The organism is Polaribacter sp. Hel1_85 (genome assembly GCF_000766795.1).
Taxonomy (GTDB): domain Bacteria; phylum Bacteroidota; class Bacteroidia; order Flavobacteriales; family Flavobacteriaceae; genus Polaribacter.
In genome coordinates, this window is sequence record NZ_JPDS01000002.1 from 935,944 (window position 1) to 953,076 (window position 17,133).

Sequence of the window (17,133 nt, forward strand, 5' to 3'; positions counted from 1 at the left end):
ATATTTTAATAGAATGAAAAAAATAATACTTTTTTTAACGTTAATATTTACTTTACAAACATTTTCTCAAGCGAGTTTAAAAAGTTTTTTTAAGCTTTCTGGACCCAAAAGAACCTGGGTGTTATTTCACCCTTTCAAGGCCACTAAATCTTTAAAAATTTCTAAAGAAACTAATAGAGTTACAGATTCTATTAAAAGAACAAATTTATTAGATGGAGATGCTTCTGGAGGTCAAGTAGATGCTTTTAGACATGCGTATTGGATGGCAAGATTAACGCAAGAAATGGGTAAAAGAGCTGCTCGTTCTTTGGGTAAAGCACATGAAAAAGAAAACTATTTAACCTACAAAAAAAGAAAGTTAGAAGATGGGGTTGTACCAGATGAAATCTCTTCTGAAATGGATTTACATAATAATGATGAAGGAATAAAATTGATTACTAAAGGTAGTATAACTTCTAAAGAAGGATTAATTTATAGAATTATAAACGCTATTAAATCAGGGAAACTTAAAATCATTAAAAAAGATAAAAATGGAAAATTTTTAACTTGTGATGGAAAAACGCTTAAAAAAGAAGAATTAAAAGGTAAATGGAAGAATAATAAGTGTTTAGTAAACTCTAACGAAAGTAAAATAATTACCAGTAAACAACTTAATTAAAATTATAAGTGTAATTGCTAATATTTCTTTTAAAATAAAGGAAAAACTTACGATAACGTATTCGCTCAATCTACATAGTGCTTTTAGAGCATAAATTTATTTTAGACCAGTAACAGTAAGACTTTTATTGATATTTATCATAAAACTTAGATTTAGTATATTTCTACATTTGTGGACTTAAAATATACGATATGACTATTACATTTATTATTTTAGGTATTACAATTATTTTATTTATTTCTGGTAAAATAAGACCCGATATAGTTGCTGTTACAAGTATGATGGCATTGAGTATGACAGGTGTTTTAACAACCAAAGAAACATTCTCTGGTTTTAGTAATTCTAGTATTATTTTAATTGCAGGTCTATTTATTGTTGGAGAAGCAATGAGTAGAACTGGGCTTACTTCTTGGTTAGGAAATAAGATTATTACTTTATCAAAAAATAATTCGAATAGATTATTAGTTTTAATAATTATTGGTTCTGCTATTCTTTCTGCTTTTATGAGTAACACAGGTACAGTTGCTTCATTAATGCCAGTTATTATTGCAGCAGCTTGGAGATTAAAAACCTCTGCTTCAAAAATGTTAATTCCTTTGTCTTTTGCAGCTGCAACTGGAGGATTGTTAACTTTAACAGGTACTCCAACCAATATTGTTACAAATCAGGCAATGATTGATGGTGGTGTGCAAGAGTTTGGTTTTTTTGAATTCGCTTATATTGGAGTTCCTTTATTGGTATTGACAGTTATTTACATGAGGTATTTTGGTCAAAAATTATTACCAGATAATGAATCAAGAAAATTAGAAGATATTGACGAATCTATTCAGAATATTGAAGATTCTTACCAATTATATGAAGGGTTTTGGAGAGTTAGAATAAGACCTAGTTCTTCTGCAATCGGTAAAACGATTAAACAAATGCAATTGGGGTCTAGAATGGGAGTAAATATTATTAAAATTATTCCTCATGAAAAGAAAACAACAACTCTTCTTAAAAAAGTTGGTTTAAAAAAGAGTGATCCAAATGAATTTCCAGATTTAGATAGAGAACTTCATGCACAAGACGAATTAATTGTAAACTGTAGTGAAAATAGAATCAATAGATTTATTCAAAAATATAATGTTGCTGCTACAAAACAAGAAGAAGTTGATGGAGATTTCATTAAAGAAAATGTACTTTCAGATGAGGTTGGTATTTGCGAAATGATTGTAGCTCCAAAATCTAGTTATAAAGGTAGGCATATAAACACTGGTAGATTTGGAGATAAATATAACCTTCAGGTTATGGCTTTAAATAGACATAATAAAAGAATTAGAGGTAGAGAATTTGATTTAAAAGAAGGAGATTCTTTGTTAGTGAGAGCAAAATGGGAAGATATTAAAGCAATTCAAGAAGAAAGTAGAGATTTCTTAATTATTGGTTCTCCAGAAGAACTGTCTAAAGAAGTTGGAAAGATTACTAGAAAAGGAGTCATTTCAATTTTAGCAATGGTTTTTATGGTAACCATGTTTATTTGGGGACCTTTTTCTTCTGCAATTACAGTAATTCTTACAGCTTTTATTATGGTTATGGGAGGATGTATCAATATGAATCAATCTTATAGAGCAATTAATTGGAATGTTATAATTATTATGGCAGGAATGATACCAATGGGAGTTGCGCTTCAAAAAACTGGAGGTGCAAAATACATAGCAGATTCAATGATTACTGTATTAGGTGATATGCATCCAACTTACTTTTTAGCAGGGATTTTCTTAATAACATCATTCTTAAGTCAAGTTATGAGTAATACTGCAACAGCTATCTTAATGGCGCCAATTGTATTAGTTGCTTCAATCCAATTAGGGTATTCGCCTCAACCATTTATGATGGCATTAGCAGTAAGTGCTTCTACTGCATTTTTAACGCCATTTGGCACGCCAACAAATACAATGGTAATGAATGCAGGTAATTACAAGTTTACAGATTATATGAAAAGTGGGTCTATATTATTATTAATATTCTTTATTGTAAGTATAGTAATGATACCAATTATTTGGCCTTATCACTAAATTAATAAAAGTTAAAAAGACCACCATTTTTTAGGTAGTTTTTAAACGTTTAAATTATAAAATAATAAAAAAAGAAGTTTTTCTAACTTGTGAAAGTGAAATTATTTCTAAGAAAATATTAAAAAGGGTATACAAAAATAATAGGCGTTTTTTAGTTTCAAATAGTACTTAGTTTTATACGTAATTAATACTTAGTGTAGTAGTTTTAAAAAAACTGAATAGCCTGTATTTGTTTGTGTTTAATCGTTTAAGTAGTTTTATTTAAAACTATTCTAAATACAGATTAAAAAAGGTCTGTTTTTTTGTAAACGAGATAGTTTAGCCCTATTTTTGTTGTCAACAAATTTAACTAATTATACAATGAGCGGATTTTTCAAATCTTCAATTGGAAGAAAAATAGCCATGGCGCTATCTGCATTCTTCCTCATGTTTTTCTTAATAATGCATTTATCAGTCAACCTACTTTCACTTATAAGTGATGATGCATTTAATACAGCTTCTCATTTTATGGGAACAAATCCTTTAGTACAGTTTGCATTACAACCTGTATTAATTTTTGGAGTTGTTTTTCATTTTGTGATGGGATTTATTTTAGAATTGAAAAACAAAAAAGCAAATGGAGTTGCCTATGCTAAAGACAATGGAGCAGCTAATTCTACATGGATGAGTAGAAACATGATTTACAGTGGATTGGCTATTTTAGCTTTTATTGTACTTCATTTTATTGATTTCTGGATTCCAGAATTAAACACTAAATATGTTTTAGGAGACATGTCTGGGTTACACAATGGAGAAATGAGATATTTTCATGAGTTACAAGAAAAATTTGTGCCAATTTGGAGAGTTGTATTCTATGTTGTAGCATTTGTTTTCTTAGGATTGCATTTAGCACATGGATTCACATCTGCTTTTCAATCAATGGGAGTTACAGCAGGAAGAAAAAAAGCATTACAAAATTTCGGTAAAATATATTCAATAGTTATTCCTTTAGGATTTATAATTGTTGCATTGTTTCATCATTTAAATCATAACCATTAATCTTAATAAATATGGCTTTAGATTCAAAAGTACCAAAAGGTCCAATTAAAGATAAATGGACAGATTATAAAAATAAAATAGATTTGGTAAACCCTGCAAATAAACGTAACATAGATGTTATTGTTGTAGGTACAGGTTTAGCAGGTGGTTCTGCCGCTGCAACTTTAGCAGAGTTAGGCTATAATGTAAAAGCATTTGCTTACCAAGATTCTCCAAGAAGAGCACATTCAATTGCAGCACAAGGAGGAATTAACGCTGCAAAAAACTATCAAGGAGATGGAGATTCTACTTACAGATTATTTTACGATACTGTAAAAGGAGGAGATTATCGTTCTCGTGAAGCAAATGTGTATCGTTTAGCAGAAGTGTCTTCTAATATTATTGATCAATGTGTAGCACAAGGAGTTCCTTTTGCTCGTGATTATGGAGGTTTATTAGACAACCGTTCTTTTGGTGGAGTTTTAGTTTCTAGAACTTTTTATGCAAAAGGACAAACAGGTCAGCAGTTATTATTAGGAGCTTATTCTGCAATGAATAGACAAATTGCTCGTGGTAAAATAGAAATGTTTAACAGACATGAAATGTTAGATGTTGTTATTGTTGATGGAAAAGCAAGAGGAATTATTGCAAGAAACTTAATTACTGGAGAAATTGAGCGTCATTCTGCTCATGCTGTTGTAATTGGTTCTGGTGGTTATGGAAATGTATATTTCTTATCTACAAACGCAATGGGTTCTAATGCAACTGCATCTTGGAAAATCCATAAAAAAGGAGCGTATTTTGCAAATCCTTGTTATACTCAAATTCACCCAACATGTATTCCTCGTTCTGGAGATTATCAGTCTAAATTAACGTTGATGTCTGAGTCTTTACGTAATGATGGACGTATTTGGGTTCCTAAAAACATGGAAGATGTTTTAGCAATTAGAGAAGGAAAGAAAAAACCTACAGATTTAACTGAAGAGCAAAGAGATTATTATTTAGAAAGACGTTATCCTGCATTTGGTAACTTAGTTCCACGTGATGTAGCATCTAGAGCTGCAAAAGAGCGTTGTGATGCTGGTTATGGAGTAAATGCAACTGGTGAAGCTGTATATTTAGATTTTGCTTCTGCTTTTGATCGTTATGGAAAAGAGCAAGCGAAAATTCAGAATATAAAAAATCCTTCACCAGAAAAAATATACGAATTAGGACAAGCAATAGTTGAAGCTAAATATGGAAACTTATTTCAGATGTATGAAAAAATTGTAGATCAGAATCCATATAAAACGCCAATGATGATCTACCCCGCAGTACACTATACAATGGGAGGTGTTTGGGTTGATTATAACTTAATGACTACAATACCTGGATGTTATTGTATTGGAGAAGCAAATTTCTCTGATCACGGAGCAAATAGATTAGGAGCTTCTGCATTAATGCAAGGTTTAGCAGATGGTTATTTTGTGTTGCCTTATACTATTGGAGATTATTTAGCTGATGATATTAGAACAGGAAAAATACCAACAGATTCTCTAGAATTTAATGCAGCTGAAAAAGAGGTAAAAGATAGAATTGATTTCTTTGTTAATAATAAAGGAACAAAGTCTGTAGATTATTTCCACAAAAAACTTGGAAAAGTAATGTGGGATAAAGCAGGTATGTCTAGAAATGCCAAAGGTTTAGAAGAAGCCATGGTTGAAATTAAAGCAATTCGTGAAGAATTTTGGAAAGAAGTTTCTGTTCCTGGAGGATCAAATGAAATGAATCCAGAACTAGAAAAAGCGGGTAGAGTTGCAGATTTCTTAGAATTAGGAGAATTATTTGCAAAAGATGCTTTAGTAAGAGCAGAATCTTGTGGAGGACACTTTAGAGAAGAATCTGCTGAGTTAGATGGACCGCAAAAAGGAGAAGCAAAACGTAATGATAAAGACTTTGCATTTGTATCTGCTTGGGAATATAAAGGAGAACCAGCAGATGCGGTTTTACATAAAGAAGAATTAGAATTTAAAGATATTGAATTGAAACAACGTTCATACAAATAAGAAAGATATGTCAGGTAAAGGAATGAATTTAACGTTAAAAATTTGGAGACAAAAAGACTCGAGTACAAAGGGTCAAATGGTCGATTATAAAGTAACTGATATTTCAGAACATATGTCTTTCTTAGAAATGATGGATGTTTTAAATGAACAGTTAGTAAATGCTGGTGAAGAACCAGTTGCTTTTGATCATGACTGTAGAGAAGGAATTTGTGGAGCATGTTCTTTATACATAAATGGTGAAGCTCATGGGCCTGATAGAGCTATTACTACTTGTCAATTACACATGCGTATGTTTAATGATGGAGATACTATTACAATAGAGCCATTTAGAGCAGCAGCATTTCCAGTAATTAAAGATTTAGTAGTAGATAGAATGGCTTTTGAGCGTATTCAACAAGCAGGAGGTTACATTTCTGTAAATACTTCAGGTAATACTCAAGATGCAAATAATATTCCTATTTCTAAACATGCAGCAGATGAAGCTATGGATGCAGCAACTTGTATTGGTTGTGGTGCTTGTGTAGCAACTTGTAAAAACTCTTCTGCAATGTTATTTGTAGGGGCAAAAGTATCTCAATATGCTTTATTACCTCAAGGACAAATAGAAGCTGCAGATCGTGTGCAAAACATGGTAGCTCAAATGGATTTAGAAGGTTTTGGAAACTGTACAAATACAGGAGCTTGTGAAGTAGAATGTCCTAAAGGAATTTCTTTAGACAACATTGCTAGAATGAATAGAGAGTTAATGAAAGCGAATATTTAATTATCGTTGTCATTTCGAGTGATTTTCGATTTTATTAGAAAATAGTATCGAGAAATCTCTTTTAAATAAAAAAACCCAAACTAAATTTTAGTTTGGGTTTTTTAATTAATAAATAGTTTTTAAAAAAGCTCTTTAGCATCTATATCTAAAAATTCTGCAATCTCAAATAATCTAATAAGATCTAATTTAGATTCTCCTTTTTCAACTTTAAAATAACCACTTGTAGTCATGTTTAATTTTATAGCTAAATCTGTTTGAGAGATTCCTAGTTCTTGTCTTCTTTTAACAATTTTTTTAAGCACTTTGTGTGCTTTCTTTTCAAGCTTTTCAATAGTAATTTTTTTCAACATCTTAATATTTCTTTTTCTTATAGCAAAGATAGTGCTAAAATGTGTTTTTTCACTTTCCATTTTGGACTAACTGAAAACAGTGAGAGGATTTATATCCCTGAAAACAGTTAGTCTAAAAAGAGGAAAGAGTTTTTAGGTTGTCTTTAAAATCTTTCCGATTTTTGAACTGCGGGGGAAATTGCTATGAAAAAAAATCTTTCCTGTAAAGATTATTAAGAAAGGATTGTCACAAAGTCATATGATTTGTTAAATGAAAATTTAAACAAAATAATTATCCTAAGTTTTGATGTAAAACAATTATTTTGTCAAAATCATATGTCTTTTGTTGAATGCTTAAGCAGTCAATTTTAATTTTGCTTACTTATTTCCTCCCAAAATCTGCAGGAATTTCTCCCCAAGCTTTGGTTTCCCATTTTAGAATTGGGTTTTTGTAAGTATTCTCTTTCAGCCATTTTTCTGCTCTTTTTATCAACTCTAATAAGTCTTTGTTAGAAGCATCAAAATGCAAGTTTGTTTTGCATTGTTTCTTTTTTACCCAACTCATAGCAATCTTAGAATCAGAATAAATAGGAATATCTTCTTTGTTTTTGCTTTTTAATAAAGCAATTCCATGAACTAAAGCCAAAAATTCACCAATATTATTAGTTCCTTTTTCAAAAGGACCTTTTATAAAAAGTTGTTTTTTATTATGAGTTAAAACACCTCTGTATTCCATTTTTCCTGGGTTTCCAGAACAAGCAGCATCCACAGAAATACTTTCTAAATTAGGTCTTCCAATTTTTTCTTTTTCTTTGAATGATAAAGTAGGTTTTTTGGTGTTTTTACCTTTGTAGTCGTCGTATTTTCCTTTAGAAGCAATTTCAGCTTCATCTAGATTGGCAAAAGATTTATATTGTGCACCTTCAAAACCATCAATCTGTGCTTTACAGACTTTCCAAGAAGTAAAAACTCCTTTTTTGCGGCCGTTCCAAACAACATAAAACTTTTTTTTACTCATTCACTTCTAAAATTACATCTTCAATTATTCTTGGAAAGTAACGTTGCTCTAAAATATGGATCTTTTCTGCAATAATTTCTGGAGTATCATCTTCTAAAAGAGCAGTTTTTGCTTGAAAAATGATGGTTCCTTCATCATAATTAGCATTTACATAATGAATAGTTATACCCGTTTCTGTTTCTTTATTTTCTTTTACTGCATTATGAACATTCATTCCATACATTCCTTTTCCACCATATTTTGGCAATAAAGCAGGGTGAATGTTAATAATTTTATTAGGAAAAGCATCAATAATATTTTGTGGAATTTTCCATAAAAAACCAGCTAAAACAATATAATCTGCCTCCTCTTTTAAGATGTTAAGCACCTTTTCTGAAGCAGTAAAATCATTTTTATTAAAATGTAAGCACCTAGTATTTAGTCTTTTACATCTTTCAAAAACTTTGGCATGTTCATTGTTACACAATACTTGAGTAACCTTAGCGGTTTTAGTATGATTAAAAAACCTTATAATGTTTTCTGCGTTCGTTCCAGAACCAGAAGCAAAAACAACAATACGCTTCATAACTACATTTCTAAGCTACAAAAAAAAGAATAATTATTAACAATTTGATTATTTTTAAAGTAAGATTATTTTTTTTCTTTACTTTTAATAATCATTTTTAGGACAAAAATTAGATATAATTATAAAGATTCGTATTTTTGCCCCGATTAAAATTTTAAAAAACAAAAAAATTATGTCAGACATTGCATCAAGAGTAAAAGCTATTATCGTAGACAAATTAGGAGTAGACGATAACGAAGTAACAACAGAAGCGAGCTTCACAAACGATTTAGGAGCAGATTCTTTGGATACTGTTGAATTAATTATGGAGTTCGAAAAAGAATTCGATATTCAAATACCAGATGATCAAGCTGAAAACATCGGAACAGTTGGTCAAGCAGTAAGTTATATAGAAGAAGCAAAAAAGTAATATTTATATGCAATTAAAACGAGTTGTAGTCACTGGACTTGGCGCATTAACGCCAATTGGTAATAATATTGAAGAATATTGGAATGCATTAGTTAACGGAGTTAGCGGTGCTGCACCTATCACACGTTTTGATGCTGACAAGTTCAAAACTCGTTTTGCATGTGAATTAAAAAACTTTGAAGTAACGGACTTTATTAACAGAAAGGACGCTAGAAAAATGGATCCATTTACGCAGTATGCAATGGTTGCTTCAGATGAAGCAATTGCAGATGCAAAATTCGATCTAGAAAAATTAAACAAATTACGTGTAGGTGTAATTTGGGGAGCAGGAATTGGAGGTTTAGAAACTTTTCAAAACGAAGCTATTAATTTTGGAGCTGGAGATGGCACACCAAGATTTAATCCATTCTTTATCCCAAAAATGATTGCAGACATTGCTCCAGGAAATATTTCTATTAAAAATGGATTTATGGGGCCAAATTATACTACAGTTTCTGCATGTGCATCATCTGCTAACGCTATGATAGATGCTTTAAATTATATTCGTTTAGGTACTTGTGATGTAATTGTAACTGGTGGCTCTGAAGCTGCAGTTGTAATTTCTGGTGTTGGTGGTTTTAATGCTATGCATGCCTTGTCAACAAGAAATGAAAGCCCAGAAACAGCTTCGAGACCTTTTGATGCTACAAGAGATGGTTTTGTATTAGGTGAAGGAGCAGGTGCTATTGTTCTAGAAGAATATGAACATGCTAAAGCTAGAGGAGCAACAATTTATGCTGAGGTTATTGGAGGAGGAATGTCTTCTGATGCACATCATATGACTGCACCACATCCTGAGGGAATTGGTGTTATTGCTGTAATGAAAAATTGCTTAGAAAATGCAGGAATTAATCCAGAAGATGTAGACCATATTAATACTCATGGTACTTCTACACCTTTAGGAGATGTTGCAGAATTAAAAGCAATTTCTAATGTTTTTGGCGATCATGCTAAAAACATTAATATTAATTCTACAAAATCTATGACAGGTCACTTGTTAGGTGCTGCTGGAGCTATAGAATCTATTGCTGCAATTTTAGCAATGAAATACAGTATTGTTCCACCAACAATTAATCATGTTAATGTAGATGAAAATATTAATCCAGAGTTAAACTTAACTTTAAATAAAGCTCAAAATCGAGAGATAAAGGTTGCTATGAGTAATACTTTTGGTTTTGGAGGGCATAATGCTTGTGTTGCATTTAGAAAGTTAGAAGAATAATACTCTATGAATTTTATTCGTAAAATAGTTAAGCCTCACAATGAAGAGGACACAGAATTATATTATGAATTAAAAAAACTTCTCAATTTTTCACCTCGAAAAATAAACAAATACAAAAAAGCATTTACACATAGATCTGTGCAAATGTTAGATAGTAAAGGAATTCCCATTAATTACGAACGATTAGAGTTTTTAGGAGACTCTATTTTAGGTTCTGTAATTGCTGCTTATTTGTATAAAAAAGTACCTACAGGTAATGAAGGTTATCTAACACAAATGCGTTCTAAAGTTGTAAGTAGAGAGCATTTAAATGAATTGGGTAAAGATTTAAATTTAATACGTTTTGTTAAAAGTAATATAGACCAAGCAAATGTTGGAGATAATATTCATGGTAATATTTTTGAAGCATTAGTTGGCGCTATTTATTTAGATAGAGGTTACAATGCTTGTCATAAGTTTATTTACGAAAATGTAATTGTGCCTTATGTAGATATAGAGAAGCTAGAAGGTAAAATTACTAGTTATAAAGGGCTTATTATAGAATGGTGTCAAAAACAAAAGAAAAAATATTCTTTTGATACTTATGAGGATTCTGGAAACGAGTCTATTAAGCACTTTAGTGTAAAAATTAGTATCGATGGAGAACTAATAGCTAAGGGCAGAGCAACTTCAAAGAAAAAAGCAGAAGAACAGGCTTCTAAAAGAGTTTATTATACTTTCCAAAATCAAATTGATTTAACTTAACACACACGATAACGTTTTCGTTAAAATTAACCGTAAAACTCATAAACAATTAGTAATTTAGCTCTCTCATAAAAACTAATATTAGTTGTAATTTATGCAGGTGTACGCTTTAGAAATGGACGAATTTTGCGAAGAAGAATATTCTTTAATAGGAATCCATTCTACATTAGAAGACTATAAACTTGCCTACTTATTAAACAAAAACCTGAACACTCGGTTTTATAAAGCAAAAGAAGATTTAGAGTTTGTAAGAGAAAAAAAGAAAGCTTCTTTTTCTATTTATAACTATGAAAATAAAGAGTACGATTTTGATTGGTTTTTAATAGCAAATAGCTACAGAAGAGAAAATCAAACAGTTTCTAATGAATTGTTATTAACATCAGAAACAAAGACATATTTAATTCCGGAAAAGAAAAAAGTAGATTTTTTTCTAAAAATTTGTGGAGAATCAGAATATGAGTTTGTAATGAAAATGATAAATAAAATTAAAGAAATTGACAATGTAATAACCGCATATTCAATTGATAAAAACACCCTAAAGTCTAAAGACTTTTTAATATTTTAAAAATGAAAGATTACAAAAAAACCAAAATAGTTGCAACCCTAGGACCAGCAACAGACAGTAAAGAAACTTTAACGAAATTAGCCACAGAAGGAGTAAATGTATTTCGTATTAACTTTTCTCATGCTGATTACGATAATGTTAAAAAGACCGTAAAAACCATTAGAGAAATTAATGAAGAAAACGGTTATAATGTTGCCATTTTAGCAGATTTACAAGGTCCTAAACTTCGTGTTGGAGTAATGGAAGATAATGTAGTTTTAAATGATGGTGACTTATTTACTTTTACAACAGAACAATGTGTAGGTAATAAGGAAAGAGCATTTATGACATACCAACGTTTTCCTAAAGACGTAAAAGTTGGTGAAAATATTATGGTTGATGATGGTAAATTACTTTTTGAAGTAGTTTCTACAGATATGGATAAATCAGTAGTTGTTAAGACAATTGTTGGAGGTCCTTTAAATTCTAAAAAAGGTGTAAACTTACCAAATACAGCTATTTCTTTACCTGCATTAACAGAGAAGGATAAAAAAGATGCCATTTTTGCTTTAGGTTTAGAAGTAGATTGGATTGCACTTTCTTTTGTAAGAACACCAGAAGATTTAAGAATGTTAAGAGATTTAATTGACGAACATTCAGAATACAGAGTTCCTGTAATTGCTAAAATAGAAAAACCAGAAGCAGTTGCAAATATGGATGCATTAATTCCTTATTGTGATGGATTAATGGTTGCACGTGGAGATTTAGGAGTAGAAATTCCAATGCAAGATGTTCCATTAATTCAGAAAAAATTAGTAAGACGCGCAAAGAGAGCAAGAATTCCTGTAATTATTGCAACACAAATGATGGAAACAATGATTGATAATTCTGTTCCAACAAGAGCAGAAGTAAATGATGTTGCAAACTCAATTATGGATGGTGCAGATGCAGTAATGCTTTCTGGAGAAACATCTGTAGGTAAACACCCAGTTAGAGTTATTCAAAAAATGGCAGAAATTATTAAAGCTGTCGAAAATTCTAGAATGATTAAAGTACCACATGAAGCGCCACATATTAGAACGAACAGGTTTATCACAAAATCAGTTTGTCACCATGCAGCTTTAATGGCAAATGATATAGATGCAGCAGCAATTTCTACACTTACTAGAAGTGGTTATACTGCTTTTCAAATATCTGCTTGGAGACCACAAGCTAAAATATTAGTATTTTCATCAGAAAGAAGAATTTTAGGAAAACTAAACTTACTTTGGGGTGTAAAAGCTTTTTATTATGACGCAAATTTAACAACAGATGAAACAGTTGTAGATATCAATAAATTATCTAAAGAAAAAGGATATGTACAACAAGGAGATTTTATGATTAACCTTACATCTATGCCAGCAGAAGCGCAAGGAATGGTTAATACATCAAGAGTTTCTGAAATAGACTAATTATTAGTTTTAAATAATATTTTAAAAAGCATTCTGATTTTTTCAGAATGCTTTTTTTGTTTTAATTTTTTTAGAAGCCACTTCCTGCTTTCCATTATATCTTTTTATTTGTTCTCGATACAAATTTATTCATTCTTCATAAATTTACTCGAACTGACATAAAAAGGATGCCATTTCAATCAGGGCTAAACTTATTTATTAGCTAATTTTTATTGATAAAAACGAAGCAATATTTTAAAGTGCTTTATAACTTCAGTTTTTTAGAAATAATAATGGCATCATTAGTAACAAATGGCATTGGCATCATTTCTTCAGTTCTAGGAGTTATAGAAAAGTTTGGATTTTCTAATAAATCGTAAGAGATTTCATTTAAAATAACATCTAATTCAGTTTCATTTAAAATACTAAAAGAAAGTGTAACTTCTTTGTCTTGGTTTCCTAAATGATACACTAAAAAAGTACCACTTTTTACGTTATAGCTTTTACCTTCATTTACCAAAACATCATTTACTTTAAACTGATGTAATTTCAATTCTTTCTTTGTAATAAATTCTAATTTATTTACCTTTTTTTCTGGAGTAATGGTAAACTCTATAAAACGTTTATTTCCAATAATAGTATCTAAATCTGTTTCAATATTAGATGAAATTATATTTCTGAACTCAGTTTTTTTATGATAGTTAAAACGCGTATTGTACTTGCTTTTAGTTTCTGCATTTACAATACTTCCTTTGGCAGCATTTTTATCAAAAATTTGTTTTGTATAATCGTCTAAAGTAGCATTGTAGGTTCCAAAATAGGCAGTTTTATCATCAGAATTCTGAATGTATACAATACTATTTGGTTTTTTATGATCAACAGAAAATCCACTATTGTAAGTTGCAATTCCAAAGAAAATAATAGCAAACAAACCAACCGTTTTTTGCATCCAAAAAGTTTTCTTTTGATGAAAAGTAAAAATCATCAATCCAAAAACCAATGCAATTAAAATACCACTAACAAATAATATTTTTAAACCTAAACCAACAGGAAACATTTTAATTAATGGCGCAAAAATATAAATGGTAGGAATTGATATAATTGTAAACAAAATTCGTTTCGATTTTTCTTCCAAATCCATAAAAATGGCAATCGCTAAAATTATCAATGCAGAAAACACAGGAATAATAAAAAAGCCAGCGCCTTTTAAAGATGCATTAATAAAGAAATTAATAACAAGCCAAATAAGTATTGGAGCAATTATTAAATCTGTAGTTTTTTCGTGTTTAGAAATGTATTTATAAACTTTAAATAAGACCCATAAATTCAAAAAGACAAATGCAAGTATGTATTGATATCCATTGTAAGTAAAACCGTGTAAAATGTCTTTATATGCAGGATGAATTACCAATAATAATTTCCACAAACCAAAAGAAATTCCTCCACATAAAAGAATAGCCACTATAAACATTCCAAAACCTTTTAAAATTCCTTTTAATGAAAGTTTTCTTTTCTTAATTCCGAAGGAAAGTAAAGTTAAAAACACTACAATTGCAATAATTAACATTGGTTTAACCCAAGAAAACGGATAGGTAGCTAATTTTACAAAAGGAAAGTTAACATAGACAAAATCTTCATCTGAATTTAAATTTTCTAAATCTGAATTTGCAAAATAATTTACGGTTGTTGTAAAATAATCTACTTGATGTAAAAGTGTTTCTCTGTCTAAACGCTCATAAGAATCTTGTGCTGTATGATAATCGAAATGATCACCAATAAAAGCAAAATTGAATCCATTAATATCTGCATTTTCTCTAAAAACGGTTAAATCTGTATCATTTGGCAATTTTTTGTAAATGCTATACATTAAAGAATTTGTTGCAGGATAATTTGGTTTGGCTTTTAGAAATTCTGACAATAACTTGCTGTTTTTTCCATTGGTTTCCATTAACATATAACTTGGGCCACCACTTCCACGAGCTTCAAAATTTAAAACCAAACCAATATCTTTTGTCCAAGAATGTTCATCAACAAAAGCTTGAGCGCCTAATAAACCTAACTCTTCTGCATCAGAAATTAAGATAATAATATCATTTTTTGGCTGTTTATTTTTTTCTAAGAAAACTCTAATTCCTTCTAAAATAGTTACAACTCCAGAACCAGCATCACTTGCACCTAAAGAAGAGTGTGGGTTAGAATCGTAATGCGTTAATAATAGTAATGCTTTTCCATTTTCCGAACCTTTAATTCTGGCTAAAATATTTTCTGTTGTTGTTGCTGCAAACCATTTTTTATTAATAGCTGTTTGGGTCTGAATTTCTGTTTCCAACCCCATTTTCTGGAGTTCATTTACAATGTAATTTTGAACTTCTTTATGATTTTTAGAACCTGTATAATGTGCTTTTTTACTAATTTTTTTTAGATGAAATAAAGCATTATTAATAGAGAATTCGTTTTTTGAACTGATTTTTTCTGGTGAAAAAGTGGGTTTTAAATCAGAAAAACTCCAATAGACAACACCAATAATTATAAGTACAGAAACAAGAGATGAAAAAGCTTTCATGTGAAAAATTAATTTTTATAAATGTAAGAAATAAAAAAAACTTAGCGTAAATGTTGGATAAAACAGAAAAAAGGTTAAATTTAAATCAAACTAAAAACTAAATTATTATGGGTATTAAAAGCTTTCAAGGAAAAAGAGACACCAGTCAAGGAAAAGAAGAGTCTCAAATTTTAGTGTCTGATTATATGACAAAAAAATTGATAACTTTTAAAGCTGATGATTCATTAGACCATGTAATTAATCAATTAATTACGTATAAAATTTCTGGTGGACCTGTAGTAAATGATAAAAATGATTTAATAGGTATTATTTCTGAAACAGATTGTATTAAACATATTTCTGAAAGTAAATATTATAATATGCCTTCTGATATAAACAATACTGTAGGTAAATATATGGTTACAGATGTTGATACAATTGATAAAGACATGAATATTTTTGATGCTGCTTTTAAATTTATTAGTTCGCACAGAAGAAGATTTCCAGTTGTAGAAAACGGAAAATTAATAGGGCAATTAAGTCAGAAAGATGTTTTAAAAGCTGCAATTAGTGTAAAAGGAAATACTTGGAATAGTTAATGTATACCAATTTTAAAAAATATAAAGGATAGTTTTTGCTATCCTTTTTTTTATGACTCCCTTTTTATCAGCAGAAAAGTTTCATTTTCTAAAGGTAAATAACCTTCATCATAAATATAAAAATAAGTATTACCAGTTTTTGTTTTATAGATGGATGTAAAAAACTGAAAATCGAAACCTTTATCATACAATTTGGTTCTGGTAACTTTTGTTTTACCTGTAATATTTAATGCTGATAAAATTTTATAATTTTTTCTAAGACGATTATTAATATTTCTGATGAGGTTTTTACTGTCTTTATTTACACGATTATTGTATGCATTTCTGCAATAATCAGAACAGAATTTTTTATCAATTCTACCTTTTACAACTTCATCACACTCTAAGCATTTTCGGCTTTCCATAGCAACATTTTTTTACACTTCTATTTCTCCCCAATTTTCTCCAGATTTTATTCTATCTAATTGTGTTGTTGTAATACCAAACTGACTTGCAATTATTCTTAACCTAGTTCTTCTATTAGGATCTAATAACTTTTTCTTTATTACTCTAACTTTTGCTTCCGTTAATTTTGCACCTGGTTTAATACCAAATTTTGCAATTCTTTTTGGGTTTGTTATTTGATGAGCTGTTAACTCTTTTTGATTTACCCATTTTAAATTTTTGTAATAATTATCTTTTAAATTATGGTTGATGTGTATTACAAATTTCTGACCTTCTTCTTTATTCAAAAATAACAAAGCAACAACTCTATGAACATAAGCACTATTCCTTCTTTTACTATCTAATTTAGGATAGGAAAAGGTTTCAAAATTATTAATTTGCCCAATTTTGACTAGTTTATATTCATCTTCTGAAATTTCTTTTTTTACTCTTCCATAATTAGAAATGTAAATTTTTTCTTTTTCAACATTATAATTTTCTTTTTCAAATAGCTTCCATTGTTCATTTCTGTACGATTTCATGTCTATAAGGTTTTCATTTTGGCAATATACAAAAATCCGTTTACAAACGACTACAAATAATTACAACCGAAAGTAATTGCTTGTTAACCGAATAAAATTGCAATGATGTCGCAACTTTGCAGAGTCAAAAAGAATTGACAAAAACAAATTATAAACTAGCATTTAAATAAATAATGCTTAAAACCTTATC

17 protein-coding genes are annotated in these 17,133 nt (G+C 29.8%); 11 read left to right on the forward strand and 6 right to left on the reverse strand.

Annotated features, from left to right (window positions below; genetic code table 11):
- The first annotated feature begins 13 nt into the window (after window positions 1-13).
- The 5 genes from PHEL85_RS11165 (at window position 14) to PHEL85_RS11185 (ending at window position 6,537) form a co-directional block, all read left to right on the forward strand.
- Window positions 14-658, forward strand: coding sequence for a DUF6973 domain-containing protein (locus PHEL85_RS11165; protein ID WP_036825047.1), 645 nt, complete (start codon window positions 14-16; stop codon window positions 656-658).
- A 191-nt stretch (window positions 659-849) separates the two neighbouring features.
- Complete coding sequence (locus PHEL85_RS11170) at window positions 850-2,712, forward strand: SLC13 family permease (RefSeq protein ID WP_036825049.1); 1,863 nt, start codon at window positions 850-852, stop codon at window positions 2,710-2,712.
- Between the two features lie 360 nt (window positions 2,713-3,072).
- Window positions 3,073-3,750 carry a succinate dehydrogenase cytochrome b subunit gene (locus PHEL85_RS11175; protein WP_036826251.1) on the forward strand — a complete coding sequence of 226 codons (678 nt, stop codon included), beginning with the start codon at window positions 3,073-3,075 and terminating at the stop codon, window positions 3,748-3,750.
- Window positions 3,751-3,761: 11 nt separating this feature from the next.
- Complete coding sequence (locus tag PHEL85_RS11180; RefSeq protein ID WP_036825051.1) at window positions 3,762-5,774, forward strand: fumarate reductase/succinate dehydrogenase flavoprotein subunit; 2,013 nt, start codon at window positions 3,762-3,764, stop codon at window positions 5,772-5,774.
- 22 nt (window positions 5,775-5,796) lie between these two features.
- Window positions 5,797-6,537, forward strand: coding sequence for a succinate dehydrogenase/fumarate reductase iron-sulfur subunit (locus PHEL85_RS11185; protein WP_036826254.1), 741 nt, complete (start codon window positions 5,797-5,799; stop codon window positions 6,535-6,537).
- A gap of 119 nt (window positions 6,538-6,656) precedes the next feature.
- On the opposite strand, the gene PHEL85_RS11190 is transcribed toward PHEL85_RS11185, so the two are convergent.
- The 3 genes from PHEL85_RS11190 to PHEL85_RS11200 all read right to left on the reverse strand — a co-directional run bounded on the left by PHEL85_RS11190 (window position 6,657) and on the right by PHEL85_RS11200 (window position 8,449).
- A complete protein-coding gene (locus PHEL85_RS11190; protein WP_036825053.1) occupies window positions 6,657-6,947 on the reverse strand; it encodes a helix-turn-helix domain-containing protein in 291 nt (96 codons plus the stop codon).
- A gap of 301 nt (window positions 6,948-7,248) precedes the next feature.
- The gene (locus tag PHEL85_RS11195; protein WP_036825054.1) at window positions 7,249-7,884 is read right to left on the reverse strand and encodes a viroplasmin family protein; all 636 of its coding nucleotides are present in this window, start codon (window positions 7,882-7,884) and stop codon (window positions 7,249-7,251) included.
- Window positions 7,877-8,449, reverse strand: a complete 573-nt coding sequence (locus PHEL85_RS11200; RefSeq protein ID WP_036825055.1) for a phosphoribosylglycinamide formyltransferase — start codon at window positions 8,447-8,449, stop codon at window positions 7,877-7,879. Before PHEL85_RS11200 ends, PHEL85_RS11195 begins: the two co-directional genes overlap by 8 nt.
- A 172-nt stretch (window positions 8,450-8,621) precedes the next feature.
- On the opposite strand from PHEL85_RS11200, the gene PHEL85_RS11205 reads away from it, so the two are divergent.
- The 5 genes from PHEL85_RS11205 (at window position 8,622) to pyk (ending at window position 12,858) form a co-directional block, all read left to right on the forward strand.
- On the forward strand, window positions 8,622-8,858 hold the full coding sequence (locus tag PHEL85_RS11205; protein WP_004569249.1) for an acyl carrier protein: 237 nt from the start codon (window positions 8,622-8,624) through the stop codon (window positions 8,856-8,858).
- Between the two features lie 7 nt (window positions 8,859-8,865).
- A complete protein-coding gene (fabF, locus tag PHEL85_RS11210) occupies window positions 8,866-10,119 on the forward strand; it encodes a beta-ketoacyl-ACP synthase II (protein WP_036825057.1) in 1,254 nt (417 codons plus the stop codon).
- Window positions 10,120-10,125: 6 nt separating this feature from the next.
- Window positions 10,126-10,863: a ribonuclease III gene (gene rnc, locus PHEL85_RS11215; RefSeq protein WP_036825059.1), complete on the forward strand. Its 738-nt coding sequence runs from the start codon at window positions 10,126-10,128 to the stop codon at window positions 10,861-10,863.
- Between the two features lie 115 nt (window positions 10,864-10,978).
- On the forward strand, window positions 10,979-11,428 hold the full coding sequence (locus PHEL85_RS11220) for an IPExxxVDY family protein (protein ID WP_235318267.1): 450 nt from the start codon (window positions 10,979-10,981) through the stop codon (window positions 11,426-11,428).
- Window positions 11,429-11,430: 2 nt separating this feature from the next.
- Window positions 11,431-12,858, forward strand: coding sequence for a pyruvate kinase (pyk, locus tag PHEL85_RS11225; protein ID WP_036825062.1), 1,428 nt, complete (start codon window positions 11,431-11,433; stop codon window positions 12,856-12,858).
- Window positions 12,859-13,102: 244 nt separating this feature from the next.
- Here pyk and PHEL85_RS11230 read toward each other — a convergent pair whose 3' ends face one another.
- Window positions 13,103-15,400 (reverse strand): M28 family peptidase, encoded by a 2,298-nt coding sequence (locus tag PHEL85_RS11230; RefSeq protein WP_036825063.1) that lies wholly within the window; start codon window positions 15,398-15,400, stop codon window positions 13,103-13,105.
- Window positions 15,401-15,507: 107 nt separating this feature from the next.
- Between PHEL85_RS11230 and PHEL85_RS11235 the strand changes: the two genes are divergently transcribed.
- Window positions 15,508-15,978 (forward strand): CBS domain-containing protein, encoded by a 471-nt coding sequence (locus PHEL85_RS11235; RefSeq protein ID WP_036825065.1) that lies wholly within the window; start codon window positions 15,508-15,510, stop codon window positions 15,976-15,978.
- Between the two features lie 50 nt (window positions 15,979-16,028).
- Here the strand turns inward: PHEL85_RS11235 and PHEL85_RS11240 are convergent, their stop codons facing one another.
- Window positions 16,029-16,382, reverse strand: a complete 354-nt coding sequence (locus PHEL85_RS11240) for a hypothetical protein (RefSeq protein WP_036825067.1) — start codon at window positions 16,380-16,382, stop codon at window positions 16,029-16,031.
- Between the two features lie 12 nt (window positions 16,383-16,394).
- Window positions 16,395-16,943: an HNH endonuclease gene (locus PHEL85_RS11245; RefSeq protein WP_036825069.1), complete on the reverse strand. Its 549-nt coding sequence runs from the start codon at window positions 16,941-16,943 to the stop codon at window positions 16,395-16,397.
- Window positions 16,944-17,133: the final 190 nt, after the last annotated feature.

Coding starts and splice junctions, on each gene's coding strand:
- PHEL85_RS11165 (WP_036825047.1), top strand. CDS start 14: ATGAAAAAAATAATACTTTTTTTAACGTTAATATTTACTTTACAAACA.
- PHEL85_RS11195 (WP_036825054.1), bottom strand. CDS start 7,884: ATGAGTAAAAAAAAGTTTTATGTTGTTTGGAACGGCCGCAAAAAAGGA.
- PHEL85_RS11170 (WP_036825049.1), top strand. CDS start 850: ATGACTATTACATTTATTATTTTAGGTATTACAATTATTTTATTTATT.
- PHEL85_RS11200 (WP_036825055.1), bottom strand. CDS start 8,449: ATGAAGCGTATTGTTGTTTTTGCTTCTGGTTCTGGAACGAACGCAGAA.
- PHEL85_RS11235 (WP_036825065.1), top strand. CDS start 15,508: ATGGGTATTAAAAGCTTTCAAGGAAAAAGAGACACCAGTCAAGGAAAA.
- PHEL85_RS11175 (WP_036826251.1), top strand. CDS start 3,073: ATGAGCGGATTTTTCAAATCTTCAATTGGAAGAAAAATAGCCATGGCG.
- PHEL85_RS11185 (WP_036826254.1), top strand. CDS start 5,797: ATGAATTTAACGTTAAAAATTTGGAGACAAAAAGACTCGAGTACAAAG.
- rnc (WP_036825059.1), top strand. CDS start 10,126: ATGAATTTTATTCGTAAAATAGTTAAGCCTCACAATGAAGAGGACACA.
- PHEL85_RS11240 (WP_036825067.1), bottom strand. CDS start 16,382: ATGGAAAGCCGAAAATGCTTAGAGTGTGATGAAGTTGTAAAAGGTAGA.
- PHEL85_RS11190 (WP_036825053.1), bottom strand. CDS start 6,947: ATGGAAAGTGAAAAAACACATTTTAGCACTATCTTTGCTATAAGAAAA.
- pyk (WP_036825062.1), top strand. CDS start 11,431: ATGAAAGATTACAAAAAAACCAAAATAGTTGCAACCCTAGGACCAGCA.
- fabF (WP_036825057.1), top strand. CDS start 8,866: ATGCAATTAAAACGAGTTGTAGTCACTGGACTTGGCGCATTAACGCCA.
- PHEL85_RS11245 (WP_036825069.1), bottom strand. CDS start 16,943: ATGAAATCGTACAGAAATGAACAATGGAAGCTATTTGAAAAAGAAAAT.
- PHEL85_RS11205 (WP_004569249.1), top strand. CDS start 8,622: ATGTCAGACATTGCATCAAGAGTAAAAGCTATTATCGTAGACAAATTA.
- PHEL85_RS11180 (WP_036825051.1), top strand. CDS start 3,762: ATGGCTTTAGATTCAAAAGTACCAAAAGGTCCAATTAAAGATAAATGG.
- PHEL85_RS11220 (WP_235318267.1), top strand. CDS start 10,979: ATGGACGAATTTTGCGAAGAAGAATATTCTTTAATAGGAATCCATTCT.
- PHEL85_RS11230 (WP_036825063.1), bottom strand. CDS start 15,400: ATGAAAGCTTTTTCATCTCTTGTTTCTGTACTTATAATTATTGGTGTT.